The sequence below is a fragment of the Sphingobacterium spiritivorum genome (genome assembly GCF_016724845.1).
Taxonomy (GTDB): domain Bacteria; phylum Bacteroidota; class Bacteroidia; order Sphingobacteriales; family Sphingobacteriaceae; genus Sphingobacterium; species Sphingobacterium spiritivorum_A.
Genome location: NZ_CP068082.1, coordinates 1,695,804 through 1,714,095, shown reverse-complemented (window position 1 = coordinate 1,714,095; position 18,292 = coordinate 1,695,804). Strand labels below are relative to the sequence as shown.

Here is an 18,292-nt window from a genome sequence, read left to right as displayed (position 1 = left end):
GTATGGATTTGGAACAATTATTGAAAAATCAAGCCGGAGGAGACGGACAGAAAGAACAGAAAAGTCCTTTGGACAGTCTGAAAGTAGATCTTGATTTTTATGCAGAATCAATCAAAGAAGTGGCTACAGAAATGCTGTCCGAAGGATATACCCTGTTCCCTATTTTTGTAGCGCATCAGCATCAGGTGAGTGTGGGAGAGGTGATCTTAGATAAGACTGATCTGGATACCAAATGGAGTATAAATGCCTCTTCTCTTGAAGAATTTGTAGAAAGAGGGTTGATAAAAGAAGATCGGAAAGCTTATTTTGAGCGTACCTACAAAAAACCGGAAGACTATATGTGTCTGTTTGTAATTGTGCCGGAAGGAGCGAATTTTGTATTCTATCCGTACAAATAATCCGTTATATTCTTTTAGGTATTTTTAACATTTTGATTTATTAAAGTATTGTTACTTTTAGCCTGTATGTATAAGTTAACAAAGTATAAGTTTGGATTTTATCTGTTGATTCTTTTCTTTGGATTCAATATCCAGGCATCTCATTCCCAGACCATGAGTCAGGTTAGCGGTTTGGTTATGGAGAAAGGAACCGGTACCAGACTCTCAGATGTTAATGTTACCAATCTGCGTACCCGAAGAGTGGGTATTACAAATAATTTTGGAGTCTTTAATATAGATGCATCTGTTGGAGATAGTTTATACTTCTCAAAAATCGGATATGGACCGGTGAAGACAATTCTGTATAGCAAAGATGATATTCTGATAGATATGCAGGCCGGGATCAAGCTGGAGACAGTTGTCGTCGAACGTATGACCAAGGAAGCGGAAATGAATAATATCATGCGCGATTATGAGAAGAAAGGTATTTATAACGGAGGGAAGAATAAGACGATGACCTATCTTGCAAGTCCCGCTACAGCGCTGTATAATCTTTTTGGCCGTGAAGCAAAAAATGCAAAACGTTTTCAGGGATATATGGACAGGGAGATCGAAGAAGCCAAAGTCGACAGAGTTTTTACCCGGTCTACAGTCACCAATATTACTGCCCTGCAGGGAGAAGATCTGGAATCTTTTATGTCTATATACCGGCCGTCTCCCGATATGGTGCAACACTGGGGACAGTATGATATTATGAATTATGTCAAAAAATCGTTCGAAAAGTTCGAAAAAGATGGACGGCCGAAGCCCGAGCGACTTCCGAGATTAGCAATTCCTCCACAGGAGAAATAAAAAAAATAGAATGAAAACCTTGTTGATCATAGATTTAACAAGGTTTTTTTGATTACTGGTATATTTCAGAGCGATTTTGGCATATGCTTTGTTTTGATAATATACACAACACACAGGATTGGAATTAGTAAAAAATATGATTATGAAAGTAAATAAGAAAATAGCTGTTTTTGGTTTGACATTAGCTACCTCTGCAATGTTATTTGGAAGTTGTTCTACTATTCAGAACATGAACAGTACAACTAAAGGTGCCGCTATCGGTACTGCAGGTGGTGGTGCCCTGGGAGCGCTTATCGGAGGAAAAGCTGGTAATACAGCAGTAGGTGCAATTGCCGGTGCAGTAATCGGTGGTGCAGCAGGTGCATTGATCGGTAAAAAAATGGATAAGCAGGCTGCTGAAATCGAAAATACAGTAGCTGGTGCGGAAGTAATCAAATCTGATGAAGGTATTATCGTTAAATTCGATGAAGGTATTTTATTTGATTTTAACAAATCTGATCTGAAAGCTTCAGCAAAAACAAACATCAGCAAATTAGTTGCAACATTGAATAAAGAACCTGATACCAAAATTTTGGTTATCGGTCATACAGATAACGTTGGTTCATTAGCGGCTAATCAGAAAGTTTCTGAAGCTCGTGCAGCAGCAGTAAAAACATATGCCGTTTCACAGGGATTGAACGGTGGTCGTATCAATACAGAAGGTAAGAACTACTCTGAGCCATTGGCAAGTAATGATACAGATGCTGGTCGTGCTGAAAATCGTCGTGTAGAGATTGTTATCGTAGCAGGCGATAAAATGAAACAAGAGGCTATTAATGCAACAAAATAAATAGTACTTTTTAAACTTTTACCGGAAGGGCATTGTCGCGAGGATAATGCCCTTTCTTTTTGGAATGTTAAATTTTAGTCAAAGCTTGTTTATCCTGCCAATATGTCACGTTTTGTGATTTTTTATTCCTAACTTTGTATTCTTTGAATTTTGACAATGATAGATTTATCACATAGCACTAAAGAGCATGACGAATCCCGTCAGGGAGAGGCTTTGCAGTTGGAGGCAAGCGCAGAAAATAGTAACGGAAGAAAACTTTATATCGAGAGTTATGGCTGTCAGATGAACTTTTCTGACAGTGAAATCGTAGCTTCTATTTTAATGGATAAGGGTTTTGAGACGACTAAAGACTTCAATGAAGCTGATGTCGTATTTATCAACACCTGTTCTATCCGTGAAAATGCCGAAACCCGCGTGCGTAATCGTCTGAAGGAGTTTGAATTTGCAAAATCCAAAAATCCGGGCATGATCGTAGGCGTATTGGGCTGTATGGCTGAACGTTTGAAATCTAAGTTCTTAGAAGAAGAAAAACTGGTCGATGTCGTAGTAGGACCGGATGCATACCGTGACCTTCCCAATCTGATCGAACAGGTCGATGACGGAGCAAAAGCTGTCAATGTATTGCTTTCCAGAGAAGAGACCTATGCAGATATTAATCCGGTACGTCTGAATACCAATGGAATTACAGCTTTTATTTCTATTATGAGAGGCTGTGACAATATGTGTTCTTTCTGTGTCGTACCGTTTACGCGTGGTCGTGAGCGTAGCAGAGATGTTGATTCCATTATTAAAGAAGCACAGGACCTGTTCAATGCCGGATACAGAGAAGTCACTTTATTGGGGCAGAATGTAGACTCCTATAAATTTACTGCTCCGGTAGCCGAAGGAGAATCTCCGGCTGAACCTGTTAATTTTGCTCAGCTACTGGCCAAAGTAGCGGATGTAAGCCCACTGTTGCGCGTTCGGTTTTCGACCTCCCATCCTAAAGATATTACAGACGAAGTATTACATACCATGGCCAGATATGAAAATATCTGCAATTATATACACCTTCCTGTACAGTCCGGTAATTCCAGAGTGTTGGAGTTGATGAACCGTACATATGACAGAGCCTGGTATATTGATCGTGTTGATGCGATTCGTCGTATTCTGCCGGAATGTGGTATTTCTACAGACGTTATCACAGGATTCTGTACAGAGACAGAAGAAGAACATCAGGAAACACTTTCCATGATGGACTATGTCAAATACGACTATGCATATATGTTTGCATATTCAGAAAGACCGGGCACACTGGCGGCCAAACGTTATGAAGATGATATTCCGGAGGAAATCAAAAAACGTCGTTTGACAGAAGTTGTAGCTAAACAGCGTTTACACAGTCATTACCGCATTCAGAATTTTGTAGGTAAAGTGCATAAAATACTGATTGAAGGATATTCCAAAAGATCAGATCAAGACTTTGCCGGACGAAATGATCAGAATGCAATGGTCGTATTCCCTGTAGATAATCGTTATAAAGTCGGAGATTATGTAAATGTAATTGGAGAGTCTTGTACTTCAGCTACTTTACTTGGTCGTATCGTAGAGTAACGAAACAAAATTAATCTTCAAATTTCTTAAAGAAATAAAACTGTGGATAATCAAGATATAAAAAACAGATTTGGTATAATTGGCAACTCTCCTTTACTCAACAGAGCAATCGATGTGGCCAGACAGGTCGCTCCCACAGATATTTCCGTATTGATTCAGGGAGAGAGTGGTAGTGGTAAGGAAGTATTTTCACACATCATACATCAGTTAAGTTCCCGTAAACACGGCCCCTTTATTGCCGTCAACTGTGGAGCTATCCCCGAAGGGACAATTGATTCAGAGCTTTTTGGCCATGAGAAAGGATCTTTCACAGGAGCACATGAAGCACGTAAAGGATATTTTGAAGTCGTAGACGGAGGTACCATCTTTTTGGATGAAGTGGGCGAATTACCTTTAGGTACTCAGGCGCGTTTGCTGAGAGTTCTGGAGACCGGAGAATACATCCGTGTCGGATCTTCAAAAGTTCAGAAAACAAATGTGCGTGTAGTGGCTGCTACAAATGTGGATATGTTTGAAGCCGTAAAAAAAGGTAAATTCAGAGAAGACCTGTACTATCGTTTGAATACCGTTCCATTGCGCATTCCCGCATTGCGGGAGCGTAAAGAAGATATTAATCTGCTTTTTAGAAAGTTTGTCGTTGATTTTGCTGATAAGTACCGCAGTCCGGGTGTACAACTTACAGATGATGCGCAGCAGTCGCTCATGAACTACAGTTGGCCGGGGAATGTGCGTCAGCTAAAGAATATTGCTGAACAGATTGCGGTTTTGGAAAAAGAACGTATTGTAAATGCGGCTATCCTTCAGAATTATCTTCCTGCAGAGCATTCAAATTTGCCGGTTTTCGTGCCTCAAAATGCACCAAAAGATGACTTTTCAGAACGCGATATCTTGTATAAGGTATTGTTCGATATGAAAAAAGATATGGTCGATCTGAAGAAGCTTGTGGTCGAATTAATTCAGAAAGGAGTTAATCCAAGTACTTTTGATCAAAATTCGCCTTACATCAATCAATTGTATCAGGAAGTGCAGCCTGCATCATCCATGCTGGCTGAGCAATCCGAATCCTCATGGACGATACACAATGCGCGTCCGGCTCATTCGCCTAATGTTGACTTCAATTCGTATGAAACACAGGATGTGGAAGAAGTGGAAGAATCTCTTTCATTGACAGAAAAAGAGTCCGACCTGATCAAGAAAGCGTTGAAAAAGCATAAAGGTAAGCGTAAAGCTGCTGCTCAGGAATTGGGTATTTCAGAGCGGACACTCTATAGAAAAATTAAAGACTTAAATTTAGATTAATACTCGACCCGATGCGTAAGTTAAAGCAAGTCTATCTAAATCTGATAATAACGGCAGCTGTAATGCTGTTTACCGTTTCCAGTTGTGGTGTAAAATATAGTTTTACAGGAGGTTCCATTCCTGCGGATATGAAAACTGTAAATGTACAGTTCTTCGAAAATATCGCACCTATGGTATATGCTACATTGAGTCAAAACTTTACGGAGGCTCTCAAAACCCGTTTTCGTAATCAGACCAGACTTAGTCAGGTCAACACAGGCGGGGATGCTATCTTCGAAGGATTTATCACAAATTATACAATTACGCCAGCTGCTGTGGAGGCTCGTACGGATATGGCAGCGTTGAACCGGCTGACAATCACAGTCAAAGTAACTTATACAAATCAGAAAAAACCGGAAGATGGTTTCAGTGAGCAGACTTTCACACGTTTCAAAGATTTTTCAGGAACGGTTCAGTCGCAGGAAGAGGGATTGACGAAAGATATTATTGAAATGCTGACGGAAGATATATATAACCGCGCATTTGCGAATTGGTAGCCGATACATTATGGAAAATACAAGTAAGTCTAAGGTTGAAATATTTCATCAGGCATTGGTAGATCCCGGACAACTTCCGGCTGAAGATCTGCAACGCTTAGTGGAAGAATATCCTTATGCGCAACCTATTCGTTTTGCATATGAGCGTCAGCAGTTTCTGTCAACAGGAACCTTGTCGCACAATTCATTAGCATTATTGTATGCTCCCAATGCAGCCTGGTTATCCGAATATGTAAGCAGACAACCTCTCTTTGTACCGGAGTTGGAAGCAGAATCGGATGGCTACATTGCCTTTGAAGATCTAGACCAGCTATCTGCGGAACCAGAAGAGGAAACGCTTAGTACAGATAACGAATCCTATATTGAAACAGAGGAAGAAACTGTTCCGACCGAATATGTGGAGGAGGAAGATATAGAAGAAGAGCAGGTGGAAGTTGTAAATGACATACAAGAGGCTCAGCTTGAAAAGGAGTATTTTCCGGAGTTTCAGTTATCCGATGAAGAGATTGTACCGGATCCACAGGAGGAAGGAACGACCGAACTTGAAAAAGAATATTTCCCTGAATTTCAGCTGTCCGGTGAAGAAATTGTACAGGTTTCTTCGGAAGAAGAAGAAAGAGTCAGTCTTTATCATGATGATCTGATGCCTTATAGTTTTCTGTGGTGGTTACACAAGACACGTTTGGAACATGCCGGTACGTACAGACCATTTGCAGAAGTCAAATTGCCAAAACCGCAGAAAGGACAGTTTGATCCGTCCAAATTGGATGAGCATATTCTGGATCAGCAGATTCGCGAACATGTTTTCCGTTCACAATCACCTGAAGCAAAATTGAGCGAGGAAGTAAAGCATAAGCCTGTGCAACCTCTTCCGAAGAAGCTGGATGATGTTATTGAAAAATTTATTCGTGAAGAACCACAGATTAAACCTCCTCAGGCCGATCAGCTGAACATGGAGAACAAAGCCAGAAAAAGCGCCGAGGATCAATTTACGCTGGTTACCGAGACATTAGCGATTATTTATGCAGATCAGGGCTTGTTTCCGAAAGCGATTGAGGTGTATAAAAAATTAATTTTGAAATTCCCGGAAAAAAATGCTTACTTTGCTGGCCGCATTAAAGAATTAGAGCAAAAATTAAACTAAATAAATAATAAAAAGAAATGCAAACATTATTAATTGTCTTGATCATATTAACCAGTGTACTGTTGGCACTTATGGTGTTGATTCAAAATCCAAAAGGAGGAGGTCTTTCTTCAGGATTTTCTGGAGGATCAAATTTGATGGGCGTAAAGCGTACAGGTGACTTTCTGGAAAAAGGAACATGGACATTGGTCATAGCTTTAATGGTATTTTGTCTGGCTGTCAATATCCTGGGCCCGTCTAAAGGCGGAGCAGCTTCAAAGGGTGGATTAAGTGATCAGATTGAAGCTCCGGCTCAGCAAGGTCCTTTAAATCTGAATCCTGCACAGCAACAACAAGCACCTGCTGCAGCTCCTGGTAAAACAGATTCTGCAAAGTAATAGTCTTTTAAAGACAACAATATTCAAGCCCTGTTCAACATGAACAGGGCTTTTTTTTATGTCATCTGTGGCTGACATCATGACACTGAAAAAAACATCTCTGTCAGAAATTTCAGGCTTTTTGTGAAAAATTGACAACAAAACTTTAAAAACATCCTTTGGCATAATTGATGTTGACTTGTTCATGTAAACTTTTACATAAACAATCAATTAAAAATAATAGGAGAATAATATTATGGCATTAAACATTAAACCTATCGGAGACAGAGTGGTAATAGAAGCTGCTCCTGCAGAAGAAAAAACAGCATCAGGTATTTATATCCCTGATACGGCAAAAGAAAAACCTCAAAGCGGAACTGTTGTAGCTGTAGGTAGTGGTAAAGTAGACGAGCCTCTAACTGTTAAAGTTGGCGATAAAGTGTTATATGGCAAGTATGCAGGTACAGAGATTACTTACGAAGGAAAAGAATATCTAATTATGCGTGAAGCTGATATTTACGCTGTTCTTTAGTCTTTTAATTTAATAACAACATCAGAGTAAAAGGGATAATAAGGCAACATCTTCTTATCTAAATACTAATAATCTAAAATAAAATGGCAAAACAAGTAAAATATAACGTTGAAGCTCGTGACGCACTGAAAAAAGGTGTAGACACATTGGCAAATGCTGTAAAAGTAACATTAGGTCCTAAAGGTCGTAACGTAATTATCGAGAAAAAATTTGGTTCACCGGCAATCACTAAAGATGGTGTGACGGTAGCTAAAGAAATCGAATTGAAAGATGCGTTGGAAAATATGGGCGCGCAAATGGTGAAAGAAGTAGCATCTAAAACAGCTGATCAGGCTGGTGATGGTACGACTACAGCTACAGTATTGGCACAGGCTATCATTGCTCCGGGTATTAAATCTGTAGCAGCTGGTGCTAATCCGATGGATCTGAAACGTGGTATTGACAAAGCTGTAGCTACTGTTGTGGCTAACCTGAAATCTCAATCTCAGGTTGTAGGTCAGGACAACAATAAGATCAAACAAGTGGCTACAATCTCAGCAAACAATGACGAAGTAATCGGTTCATTGATCGCTGAAGCAATGGAAAAAGTAGGTAACGATGGTGTTATCACAGTAGAAGAAGCAAAAGGTACTGAGACAGAAGTAAAAACTGTAGAAGGTATGCAATTTGACCGTGGTTACTTATCTCCGTATTTTGTTACTAATTCTGATAAAATGGAAGCAGAATTGGATAACCCTTACATTCTGATCTACGATAAAAAGATCAGCAATATGAAAGAATTGTTGCCTGTATTGGAAAAACAAGTACAGACAGGTAAACCATTATTGATCATCGCTGAAGATCTTGACGGAGAAGCATTGGCAACATTAGTTGTTAATAAAATCCGTGGTTCATTGAAAGTTGCAGCTGTTAAAGCTCCGGGATTCGGTGACCGTCGTAAAGCAATGTTAGAAGATATCGCTATCCTTACAGGAGGTACGGTTATCTCTGAAGAAAGAGGATATAAATTAGAGAACGCTGAGCTTTCTTACTTAGGACAGGCTGAAAAAGTTGTTGTTGATAAAGACAATACAACTGTGATCAATGGTGGCGGAAATGTTGAAGATATCAAAGCCCGTGTAAACCAGATTAAATCTCAGATCGAAACTACTACTTCTGATTACGACCGCGAAAAATTACAGGAACGTCTTGCTAAATTAGCAGGTGGTGTTGCCGTTCTTTACGTAGGTGCTACTACTGAAGTAGAAATGAAAGAGAAAAAAGACCGTGTTGATGATGCTTTACATGCTACTCGCGCAGCAGTGGAAGAAGGTATCGTTGCTGGTGGTGGTGTTGCATTTATCCGTGCAACAGAATCTTTAGCTAACCTGAAAGGTGAAAATGAAGATGAAACTATCGGTATTGAGATCATCAAACGTGCTATCGAAGAGCCTTTGCGTCAGATTTGTAATAATGCAGGTGTAGAAGGTGCGGTAGTCGTACAAAAGGTAAAAGAAGGTACTGCTGACTTTGGTTACAATGCACGTACAGATAAATACGAAAACCTGATCGGTGCAGGTGTTATCGATCCGACTAAGGTTTCACGTGTCGCATTGGAAAATGCAGCTTCTATCGCTTCTATGCTATTGACTACAGAATGTGTCCTTGCAGATGAGCCTGAAGAAAATGGAGCTGGCGCTGGTGCTCCTCCAATGGGTGGCGGCATGGGCGGAATGATGTAATATCATACAGCTATATATAAAAAGAGGGCGTTGCAGAATTCTGCAACGCCCTCTTTGCGTTTATTCTTTTTTATTAGTGATGCCCTCTGAATCTGCGGTAATAAATGTCGTAATCTTCCGGAGAATAACTCTTTTTAGTTCCCCACTCCTGTAGTTCGTTATTAAAATAGAATAACCAATATTGTCTGTAGATTGTTGTCGAATCTATGACAACTTCAGGTTGCCACGTATAGTATTCATGAACCTCTAAGATGCCATCATCGTACTTTTTTGAGGATACAATAGCCCCTGGTCTGCCTATTTGTTTGATTACATCCTCTTTAACCATGCCTACATGTATTTTGGTGAAATCAGGTCCCGATCTTCCGGATATCATTGCACAGCTTCCAAAAATAAAGAGAGTAAGCAGTATCAAGACTGCTCTTAAAAAAATGAAGTTAGATAGTTGAATCATAATGTGTAAATATAACCTATGTTAATATAGAGTATATTTTCTGTAAAAAGTTTAATCTTAAAAAAATAATTAAATACTGTTTTTCTTGATTACATCTTTTAAATGATCCATAGTAATAGGTTTAATAATAAAGTCGCTCATCCCCATCTGAAGATAGTTGGAACGGTCGATTTCTAAAGCATGGGCAGAACACCCGATGATTACAGGAGCTTCTTCCTGACGTTGGTTGTATAGCTCCAAAATCATTCTGGTCGCCTCTATTCCATTCATAACAGGCATCTGAATATCCATGAGTATAATGTCAAAATGTTCTTTCTGAACCTTTTCTACAGCCTCTAGTCCATTCTCTACAGCATGATACGAATATTGCAGCTTTTCCAGCATTTTACAAAGTACCAATTGATTGATTTTATTATCTTCTACAACAAGAAAGCGTTTTTTTTCCATGAATGATAAGTCTGGGTTTTGTTGATATATTTTTTGGGGAATTTGGTTGTGGGGAAGTAATACCGGCAGCCGGAAGGTAAATGTAGTTCCGATCCCATACACACTTTCTACTTCAATATGTCCACCTAATATATGCAGTAATCTTTGACAGATTGCCAGCCCAAGTCCGATTCCTTTATTGTCCGGGATCTGTGGCTCTTCAATCTGTGAAAACTGATCAAACAGGCGGGAAATATTTTCTTTTTTTATACCGATTCCGGTATCCTTTACTTTGCATTCAAGGACATATTTATCATGGAGTAGTATATAACTGATATATAATGTGATACTGCCCTTAAGGGTGAATTTGATGGCATTGCTTAATAAATTTAACAGAATCTGTTTGAAACGGGCCTCATCTGTAATGAGTTCAGCAGGCGTATTTTCCGCCATCCGGATATTCAGTGTTAAATCTTTACTTTTCAGCATGGGATCAATGACATGCTTCAGAGAGATCAGGCTTTGATGTAGATCGAATGAGGTATAATTTACTTCAAACTTATTGGTTTCAATCCTGGAAATATCCAGTAAATCGGTAACCAGATCAGAGAGAATATGGCTGCTGGCCTGAAGATTTTCTATAAGTAATTGTTGGTTTTGATCCAGTTTGGTTGTTTTCAGAAGATCGATAGTCCCTATAATACCGTTAAGAGGGGTTCGTATCTCGTGGCTCATCGTCATGATAAATTTTGATTTAGCCTTTGTTGCATCTTCTGCCAGCTGCTTGGATATGATTAGTTCTTTCTGTGAAAGCTTCAACATCTTTTTCTGAAGGAGCAGTACCTTTTTTTCATATTCGTAAACCCTTTTATAAGAGGAGATCATAATGGTAGAAATCACCAGAGTCAGCACAAATGAAAACAGCATATCCATATGTTTTTCCTGCTGGCTGGCATAAGGCACAATAAATTGAGGAAAAAAATGATCAATGACCAGACAAAAAAGAGAAACGATGAGAAAGAATGTACCAAACCGTAATCTGTAAGGATCGGATAAGGAGAGCAGACCTGCCATAAGATAAAATACAAAAAATAGTGGTATGCTACTGTCTAAACCGTTATTCAGCGCCCATATGACAGCAAGACATCCGGTTAAATAACAGAAATACCAGAATTTAATGCGTTCTGTTGCTTTATTCTGAAGGGCCAGCTTCAGAATATACAGATGGAGCGATATTACAGTCACAATCAGAAGATTGATGCCAATCGGAAACACAATATTCAGATTGAAAATAATATTGCTTACCCCGCTGACGATAAGGCATATGCTCAATATCGCGAGTTGTTTGTTTTCTACGCTGATTTTTCGTGACCTGAAGTTATATTTCCCAAATAAATTCAACATGTTGCAATAGGTTGCATAAGTTTAGAGGTCGTTGATTATAATATATTCCTCAAAATTGTGAATATAATAATACTGATACTGAGCAGAATCATCGCACGATAACCAAACAGCCGGTTTCGCCATTTAAACTGTTGCGCTGTAAGAGATGGCCTGGTAATAAAATATAAATTGAGGAATAAATAGGGAACGGCAAAGAAAAGTAAGGGATTAAAAGCAAATGCAGCTTTAAAATCTGCATGTAAAATTGCATGAATAGCCCGTTGACTTCCACAGCCGGGGCAATCAAAGCCAGTCAGACTTTTAACAGGGCACTTTGGAAAAAGTGCGTATTCCTGAGGGTCGTATGTTCTGTAAATATAGATAAATACTCCCCCCAGAAACAAGAGGATGGAAGCCAGTAAGTATTTGTTAATACGAATAGTCACTGTTAGTATCCAATGTGGATCCGAAATAGGCCAAACCTCCGAATATTGCAATATAAAGTATCCAGAATACAACACACCCAATCAGTGAAATCGTAATCCATTTTTTAGCACTCGCCGAATCTGCCTGTGCACCAGCTTTATCCCCTCTGTAGAACTTATTCTCTACTTTTGCTGCATATATAATTGCTGGTATTCCTAAGGGCCAGCAACACAATACAGTGACAAGAATGGATTCAATAAGGTATGTTTTGGGAGGTTGTTCGAATAAGGAGGATGGAGGTGTAAATTGACCCCCGGTTCCTGCATTATGCTGAAAAGTCGGTTGGGCAGGGGCAGAAGGTATCTGTGGCGGAGCTGAAAGACTCTGACTCTCCTGTTTCAAAAGTTCCGCCAGTTCAGGCAATTCACCGGCTTTTTTCCAATCGGTCAATTCCGGAGTCCACACATAAGTGTCTGCAGTTATATTTTTTGTTTTAAGTTCTTCCAAAGAAAAAGGCCCGAAACTGTTAACCCCATCGGTATAATGATATTTTTGCATATGTATTGTGGATCAAATTAATTAAGTGATTGAAGTTATAAAGATTAATTCTACTCTACAAGATTAAATGCGAAAAATAAGTATTTTAGCAGTATGCAGTATAATCCGGTCGTTGTTGTAATTATCATCTTTATAATAGGAGTAGTGCTAGTGTACTACGTCATGAAGAATGTGTCCAATAAGAAAGTTGTTGTTGATAACCAGTCTGTTAGTCTGGATGAAATTCAGCAAGTACTTCAGGAGGAAGTCGAATTTTACAGGCGGTTGAAACCGGATGAGCAACTCAAATTCTGCAACCGTGTTTCTTATTTTTTGAATACGACCAGGATCTCTGCGGAGAAAGGAGTACAGATCGTCAATGCAGATAAGATACTAGTCGCAGCAAGTGCTACTATTCCCTTGTTTCATTTCGAAAACTGGTCATACGAAAATCTGGATGAAGTCCTGATTTATCCGGGAACGTTTAGCGAAAAATTTGATACAGAAGAAGGAGATCGCAATATCCTTGGGATGGTGGGGGACGGAGTCCTGGGACGGAAGATGATATTATCGTTATCTGCACTTCGTAATGGATTCCGCTCAGGGAGTGGTGAGAATACAGCGATACACGAATTTGTGCATCTGATTGATAAAGCGGATGGAGAAACAGATGGTATTCCGGAATATCTTATTCCAAAATCACTGATCCATCCCTGGCTGAAAGAGATGCATAAAACCATCAGCATGATCAAAAGGGATAAATCAGATATTCGCGAGTATGCAGCAACTAACGAAGCCGAGTTTCTGGCTGTAACTTCTGAGTATTTCTTTCAAAAACCAAAACTGCTGAAGGAAGATCATCCGGATCTGTTTGAATTGCTTACGGAGATTTACGAGAAAAAGGACGCATAATTTCAATCTTACATCAATCGGATGCATCTGCTGCGGAAAGGTTCTCCGATTATTTATTATGCAGCGCTGATAAAATATCAACTAAAAACGGGAGAAGTAATTCTACAATCACGTCTCCCGTTTGTTTTAAGGTTTTCCGGGTCTGATTAATAGCCTGTATTTTGTTTCAGATTAGGATTGACCGCAATCTGCTGACTTGGGATAGGATATACCAGTGTCTTCGGATCTGCATCTGCAGCTTTTTCCTGCCATGCCAGTAAAAATTTTCCAAAGCGGATCAGATCCTGTCTGCGCCAGCCCTCCCAATACAATTCGCGGGCACGTTCATCCAATAAGGTATCTAAAGTTATAGTCGTAAAAGAGCTTACACCTCGTTTCGTCCGTATGCTGTTTACAAGAGCAAGCGCATCTCCCGGCGCTCCAGTGCCACCTCTTAGTATGGCCTCTGCCTGCATCAGCAACACATCCGAATAGCGAAATACAACCCAGTCGTTATTTCTTTGTCCTGTAACCGCATAATCAAATGCATATTTCATAGGACGTATACCTGCAGTCTCAAGAGTGGCTCCGGAAGTACGTATGGTAACTTCACGAGTGAACACAAGTGGCGCATTAGCCGGATTTCTGGCCATTAGTGGTCTGTTTGTAGACCAGTTATATTGTTGTCCTGCAAAGAATCCTACATTCTGGCGATGATAGCCTTTACTCTTGTTGGAAGTTGTATCTGCCGGATAATCATAATAGATACCTCTTCTTTCATCAGAATCCGTAAACTTATCGTAATAGTCTGACAAAGTACACCAGCCATTCCAGCCTCCGGGATTCATATTGTAATGAGCAATCGTATTCCATGTTCTGTCCACATTACCTCCTCTTTCACCGTTTTTGTTAAAAAGAGTATAGATATTCTCAGTAGACTTTACATCATTGTCAGGAGCAAAATTGTCAAAATATTTTCCTGCTGCAGAGACACTATAGGCACCTGTTGCAGTAATTTCTTTTGCCAGGCTAATGACCTGATTCATATCCTCTGCCGCGAAAGAAGGGGCCTGTCTGTTGAGAAAAGTTCCTTTGTTCAGGTAAATTTTCATCAGGAGGACTTTAGCTGCATTTTTATTCGCCACATAAGCCTCTCTTGGACCATTGGCAGGCAGACTGCTTATTATTTCATTCAGGTCTTTTACCATATAATCTATGGCTGCCTGTGGTTGTAATACATCAGGTGGAATTCTGAAGTCTTCGACCGAAGCGCCCTCACGTATAGGAACTACACCATACAGATCCAGCATATCGAACATAGCCAGGGCACGGATAAACCGGGCTTCTGCTGCCTGCTGTGCGCTGGGTTTGTAGCGCAATACATTTCCTGCATTGTAAATCGTTGTGCCAAGGCTGACAAAGGTATTGTTCATATAGCCATTGTCGGCATTCCAGGTGTGCAGGTGAATGGCACGATGCATCCCGTTATCATCCCAGTCACCGCCCCGGGTAGGAGCCATAGCCGCATCTGTAGATACTTCCTGCATCACCCAGCGCTGTTCCTGTTGATAAGGCGTATTCAACGAATTGTAAGCCGTTACCAGTAAAGCCCCGGGTTCTACATTAGACGTTCCTTCCTCCAGTTCTCCCTTGAACTCTTCATTCAGCTTTGTACAGGAAAATGTACCTGCCACCATTGAACCCGCGATTGTTATATATATTAAAGATCTTAATTTCATCTGTTTGTGTTTTTAATGATTATCAATTATGAGGTGATACATGTCTAAAGTGAGAAATTGACTCCAAAAAGAATATTTCTCGCCGGCGGATAAGGCAGATACTCAATCCCAAGAGATGGAATACCATTGTTAGCACCGTCTGTATTCACTTCAGGATCGAAACCTGTATACTTCGTTATAATAAAGAGGTTCTGTCCTGTTAAAGAAACATTCAGATTTTTTAATGTTTTACCAATATCACCCACACGATAGCTCAACGTCAGATTGGCCAATTTCAGGTAATCGCCTTTTTCCAGAAATCTTGTAGAAGGAGCCGATGAATTGGATGTAGATTCTTTAACTGAAGTATCGAAAAATGCCGACCCTATATTTCTGGAAGACAAGTTACTTAGCCCTAATGTTGTCGCAGCTGTATTGTTGAACAGATAGTGTCCCATCGCTCCATTCAGATTGGCTGCCAGAGAAACTTTCTTGTAAGATACATTGGTCGAAATACCCAATAAAGTAGTAGGATTAGGACTATTCGAATAAAACTTGTTAATAGCCGGATCATTTGCACTGCTGATACTGCCATCAAGTCCGCGATACATACTCATACCTGTCTGCGGATCTATCCCCTGATAGTCTGCCAGATACCATACATTCAGAGGCTGTCCGTTAACCATTCTTTGTCCCAATACTCCTGAAAATCCTTGTCCTCTGAGTGCTCCGGTTTCATAATAACCGACTAATCCGCTTACGCTGTTTTTCAGGAAAGTAGCATTTCCGGTGAGATCCCAGGTCCAGTCCCTACTCTTAACAATAGTTCCTGTTAATGAAATTTCGACCCCCTTATTTACAATTTCACCATCCAGGTTTACCCATATACGACCTGCAGGTGCCGGTTGAGCCAGTGTCTGCTCGAATAAAGCATCTGTAGTCTTTTTATTGAAATAATCGATCGATCCGTAAATACGGTTGCCCAAAAATCCAAAATCTATACCCGCATTGAAGGTAGTGGATGTCTCCCATTTTAGATCATCATTACCATAATTGGCCTGACTGATACTTTGATTACCAAAAATAAGTCTGTTTAATGAAGCTCCGGAAGGAAACTCCTGATTTCCGGTTTTACCCCATCCCAGTCTTAGTTTCAGCTGATTCAGATTCCCATTGGATTTGAGAAATTCTTCCTCCGCAATATTCCAGGCAAGTGCCAGAGAAGGGAACATTGCATATTTGTTGTTTTCTCCGAATTTGGTCGAACCATCTCTTCTTACTGTAGCGGTAAACAGATAACGATTCAGATAATTAACACCACCACGGGCAAACAGGGATTGCAGCTGATTAGTAGGACTCCTATAGGATGAGATCTCACGCGTAGCAACAGGAGAATACTGCATATAGTCAAAATAATCAAGTCCCATATAGCGAAATCCTCCGCCGAAAGATATGTTATTGTTGAAATTATAATCCAGGTATTCATAACCAACTACAGCATTTACATTCCAGTCAGAGTTAATCTGCTTGTTATAAGAGAGCATATGTGTCATCTGGAGATTGGTCTCTCCGTTATTTGAAATAAATGCCTGTTCATTATTTACAGCAGAAGGGTCAATAAGGCCTGCTCTGTACATTCCCTGGCGGTTACCGGTTTGTCGCATGGCACTATAGATGAAGCGGTACTCCAGATCATCCGTAATTTTGTAATAAGGAGCGATATTAACGACCATAGTGTTTGTTACGGCCAGATCTTTAAATGCTTCAATACTTGTCAGGGGGTTGCGGGTTGTTGTACTTACAAAAGTCAGATTTCCCTGATCATCCCTGATCGGCCGCGTGGGGTTCCATTGCAGCGCTTGTGATATTACGTTACCTTCCGAACCCACCATGGCATTGATGGGTGCATACTTGTTATCCATTTGGGTAAGGAAAACAGAGAAATCGAGTCCCAGTTTTTTGCTTTCCAGGAATCTGAAATTACCGGTAAAGTTGGCGGTATACTTCTTTAACTGAGATCCTTTTATAATACCATTTTGGTTTAAATAGCCACCAGAAAGGCGGTATTTGCCATGTTCAGTACCACCGGACACATCAGCATAATAGTTTTGAGTGACAGCATTGCGTGTAATTGCTTTAAAAGCATCCTCTTCTGCTCCGAAATCCGCATTTGCAGCTTCAGAAGGCGTGTAATAGTTTAATGCTTCGCGGAATCTTGCGGCAGTCAATACATCCGGATATTCACGCATGCTTGAGATGCCTGTTGAAGCACCGACAGAGACTTCCGGTGATCCTATTTTTCCTTTTTTTGTGGTAATAATGACAACCCCATTGGCACCTCTTGACCCATAGATAGCAGTCGCTGAGGCATCTTTAAGAATGTCCATACTTGCTATATCACCCGGATTGAGATAGGTGAGGGGATTACCCCGGTCTGACGAAAAACCTCCGCGTCCTTCCGGCAAAGGAGAATTTCCGGACATAGGAACACCATCTAATACAAATAGCGGATTGTTGCTTGCCCGGATAGATGAATTTCCGCGGATACGTACCGTAGTGGAACCTCCCGGTTGCCCGGTGTTATTGATCACCATTACGCCCGGAGTTTTTCCCTGTATCAATTGATCAGGGCTGGTCATCAGCCCTTTGTTAAAGTCTTTTGCCCCAATTGTTACCATAGCACCTGTCAGATCTTTTTTCCGGGCGGTTCCATAACCGATGACCACTACTTCATCGAGTCCGTGATCCGCATTTGGTTCCAGTGCTATTGTTATATCGTTGCCGCTGATAGGCACGTCTTTAGTAAGATATCCGATAAAAGATACTTCAAGAGACTTTGCGTCAGTGGGTATTTCTACAGAGAAATCCCCGCCCGCATTTGAACTTGTGGCTACCGTGCTCCCTTTAACTTTAATCGTAGCACCAGCAAGCGGACTTGCATTTTCATCTACAACCTTTCCCGTCAGGACTCTTGTCTGAGCAACAACGATAAATGATACGAACAGTAATGACATCGTCATCATGCATTGTACAAGTAGTTTTTTTTTCATACATTTTTTGATTGATGGTTTAATTGAATACTTATCCTTAAGCAACCAGATGACATATCCTCCCAGATTGAATCAGGGAAATATATAGTTCATCTTTACTTTTTTATAATTGATTAAATACTACTCAGCAGATGTTCTGATCGGTTATTGAACAATACTTTCAATAAT

17 protein-coding genes are annotated in these 18,292 nt (G+C 40.3%); 11 read left to right on the top strand and 6 right to left on the bottom strand.

Annotation, left to right across the window (positions count from 1 at the left end; translation table 11 throughout):
- Positions 1–2: 2 nt before the first annotated feature.
- The 10 genes from I6J03_RS07165 to groL all read left to right on the top strand — a co-directional run bounded on the left by I6J03_RS07165 (position 3) and on the right by groL (position 9,239).
- Complete coding sequence (locus I6J03_RS07165) at positions 3–398, top strand: hypothetical protein (RefSeq protein WP_003008805.1); 396 nt, start codon at positions 3–5, stop codon at positions 396–398.
- A gap of 66 nt (positions 399–464) precedes the next feature.
- On the top strand, positions 465–1,229 hold the full coding sequence (locus I6J03_RS07160; protein ID WP_003008802.1) for a hypothetical protein: 765 nt from the start codon (positions 465–467) through the stop codon (positions 1,227–1,229).
- Between the two features lie 136 nt (positions 1,230–1,365).
- On the top strand, positions 1,366–2,058 hold the full coding sequence (locus I6J03_RS07155; protein ID WP_003008800.1) for an OmpA family protein: 693 nt from the start codon (positions 1,366–1,368) through the stop codon (positions 2,056–2,058).
- Between the two features lie 156 nt (positions 2,059–2,214).
- Complete coding sequence (miaB, locus tag I6J03_RS07150; protein ID WP_003008797.1) at positions 2,215–3,651, top strand: tRNA (N6-isopentenyl adenosine(37)-C2)-methylthiotransferase MiaB; 1,437 nt, start codon at positions 2,215–2,217, stop codon at positions 3,649–3,651.
- Between the two features lie 42 nt (positions 3,652–3,693).
- Positions 3,694–4,950: a sigma-54-dependent Fis family transcriptional regulator gene (locus tag I6J03_RS07145; RefSeq protein WP_003008796.1), complete on the top strand. Its 1,257-nt coding sequence runs from the start codon at positions 3,694–3,696 to the stop codon at positions 4,948–4,950.
- A gap of 11 nt (positions 4,951–4,961) precedes the next feature.
- Complete coding sequence (gene lptE, locus I6J03_RS07140) at positions 4,962–5,486, top strand: LptE family protein (RefSeq protein ID WP_003008794.1); 525 nt, start codon at positions 4,962–4,964, stop codon at positions 5,484–5,486.
- A gap of 10 nt (positions 5,487–5,496) precedes the next feature.
- Positions 5,497–6,630: a hypothetical protein gene (locus tag I6J03_RS07135; protein WP_003008792.1), complete on the top strand. Its 1,134-nt coding sequence runs from the start codon at positions 5,497–5,499 to the stop codon at positions 6,628–6,630.
- Positions 6,631–6,647: 17 nt separating this feature from the next.
- Positions 6,648–7,007, top strand: coding sequence for a preprotein translocase subunit SecG (gene secG, locus I6J03_RS07130; protein ID WP_003008790.1), 360 nt, complete (start codon positions 6,648–6,650; stop codon positions 7,005–7,007).
- Between the two features lie 235 nt (positions 7,008–7,242).
- A complete protein-coding gene (locus I6J03_RS07125) occupies positions 7,243–7,518 on the top strand; it encodes a co-chaperone GroES (RefSeq protein ID WP_002997808.1) in 276 nt (91 codons plus the stop codon).
- A gap of 83 nt (positions 7,519–7,601) precedes the next feature.
- Positions 7,602–9,239: a chaperonin GroEL gene (gene groL / locus I6J03_RS07120; protein ID WP_003008789.1), complete on the top strand. Its 1,638-nt coding sequence runs from the start codon at positions 7,602–7,604 to the stop codon at positions 9,237–9,239.
- 73 nt (positions 9,240–9,312) lie between these two features.
- Here groL and I6J03_RS07115 read toward each other — a convergent pair whose 3' ends face one another.
- The 4 genes from I6J03_RS07115 to I6J03_RS07100 all read right to left on the bottom strand — a co-directional run bounded on the left by I6J03_RS07115 (position 9,313) and on the right by I6J03_RS07100 (position 12,486).
- A complete protein-coding gene (locus tag I6J03_RS07115) occupies positions 9,313–9,615 on the bottom strand; it encodes a hypothetical protein (protein WP_232279752.1) in 303 nt (100 codons plus the stop codon).
- Between the two features lie 147 nt (positions 9,616–9,762).
- Entirely contained in the window at positions 9,763–11,523 is a 1,761-nt protein-coding gene (locus I6J03_RS07110; protein ID WP_003008785.1) for an ATP-binding protein, read from the bottom strand.
- Between the two features lie 35 nt (positions 11,524–11,558).
- A complete protein-coding gene (locus I6J03_RS22910) occupies positions 11,559–11,948 on the bottom strand; it encodes a DUF2752 domain-containing protein (RefSeq protein WP_003008783.1) in 390 nt (129 codons plus the stop codon).
- Positions 11,932–12,486: a CD225/dispanin family protein gene (locus I6J03_RS07100; protein ID WP_003008781.1), complete on the bottom strand. Its 555-nt coding sequence runs from the start codon at positions 12,484–12,486 to the stop codon at positions 11,932–11,934. The genes I6J03_RS22910 and I6J03_RS07100 overlap by 17 nt, the downstream gene beginning before the upstream one ends.
- 93 nt (positions 12,487–12,579) lie before the next feature.
- Between I6J03_RS07100 and I6J03_RS07095 the strand changes: the two genes are divergently transcribed.
- Positions 12,580–13,377, top strand: coding sequence for a M90 family metallopeptidase (locus tag I6J03_RS07095; protein WP_003008779.1), 798 nt, complete (start codon positions 12,580–12,582; stop codon positions 13,375–13,377).
- 146 nt (positions 13,378–13,523) lie between these two features.
- Here the strand turns inward: I6J03_RS07095 and I6J03_RS07090 are convergent, their stop codons facing one another.
- Positions 13,524–15,095, bottom strand: coding sequence for a RagB/SusD family nutrient uptake outer membrane protein (locus I6J03_RS07090; protein WP_039990124.1), 1,572 nt, complete (start codon positions 15,093–15,095; stop codon positions 13,524–13,526).
- Between the two features lie 44 nt (positions 15,096–15,139).
- Positions 15,140–18,124, bottom strand: a complete 2,985-nt coding sequence (locus tag I6J03_RS07085) for a SusC/RagA family TonB-linked outer membrane protein (RefSeq protein ID WP_003008775.1) — start codon at positions 18,122–18,124, stop codon at positions 15,140–15,142.
- Positions 18,125–18,292 lie beyond the last annotated feature (168 nt).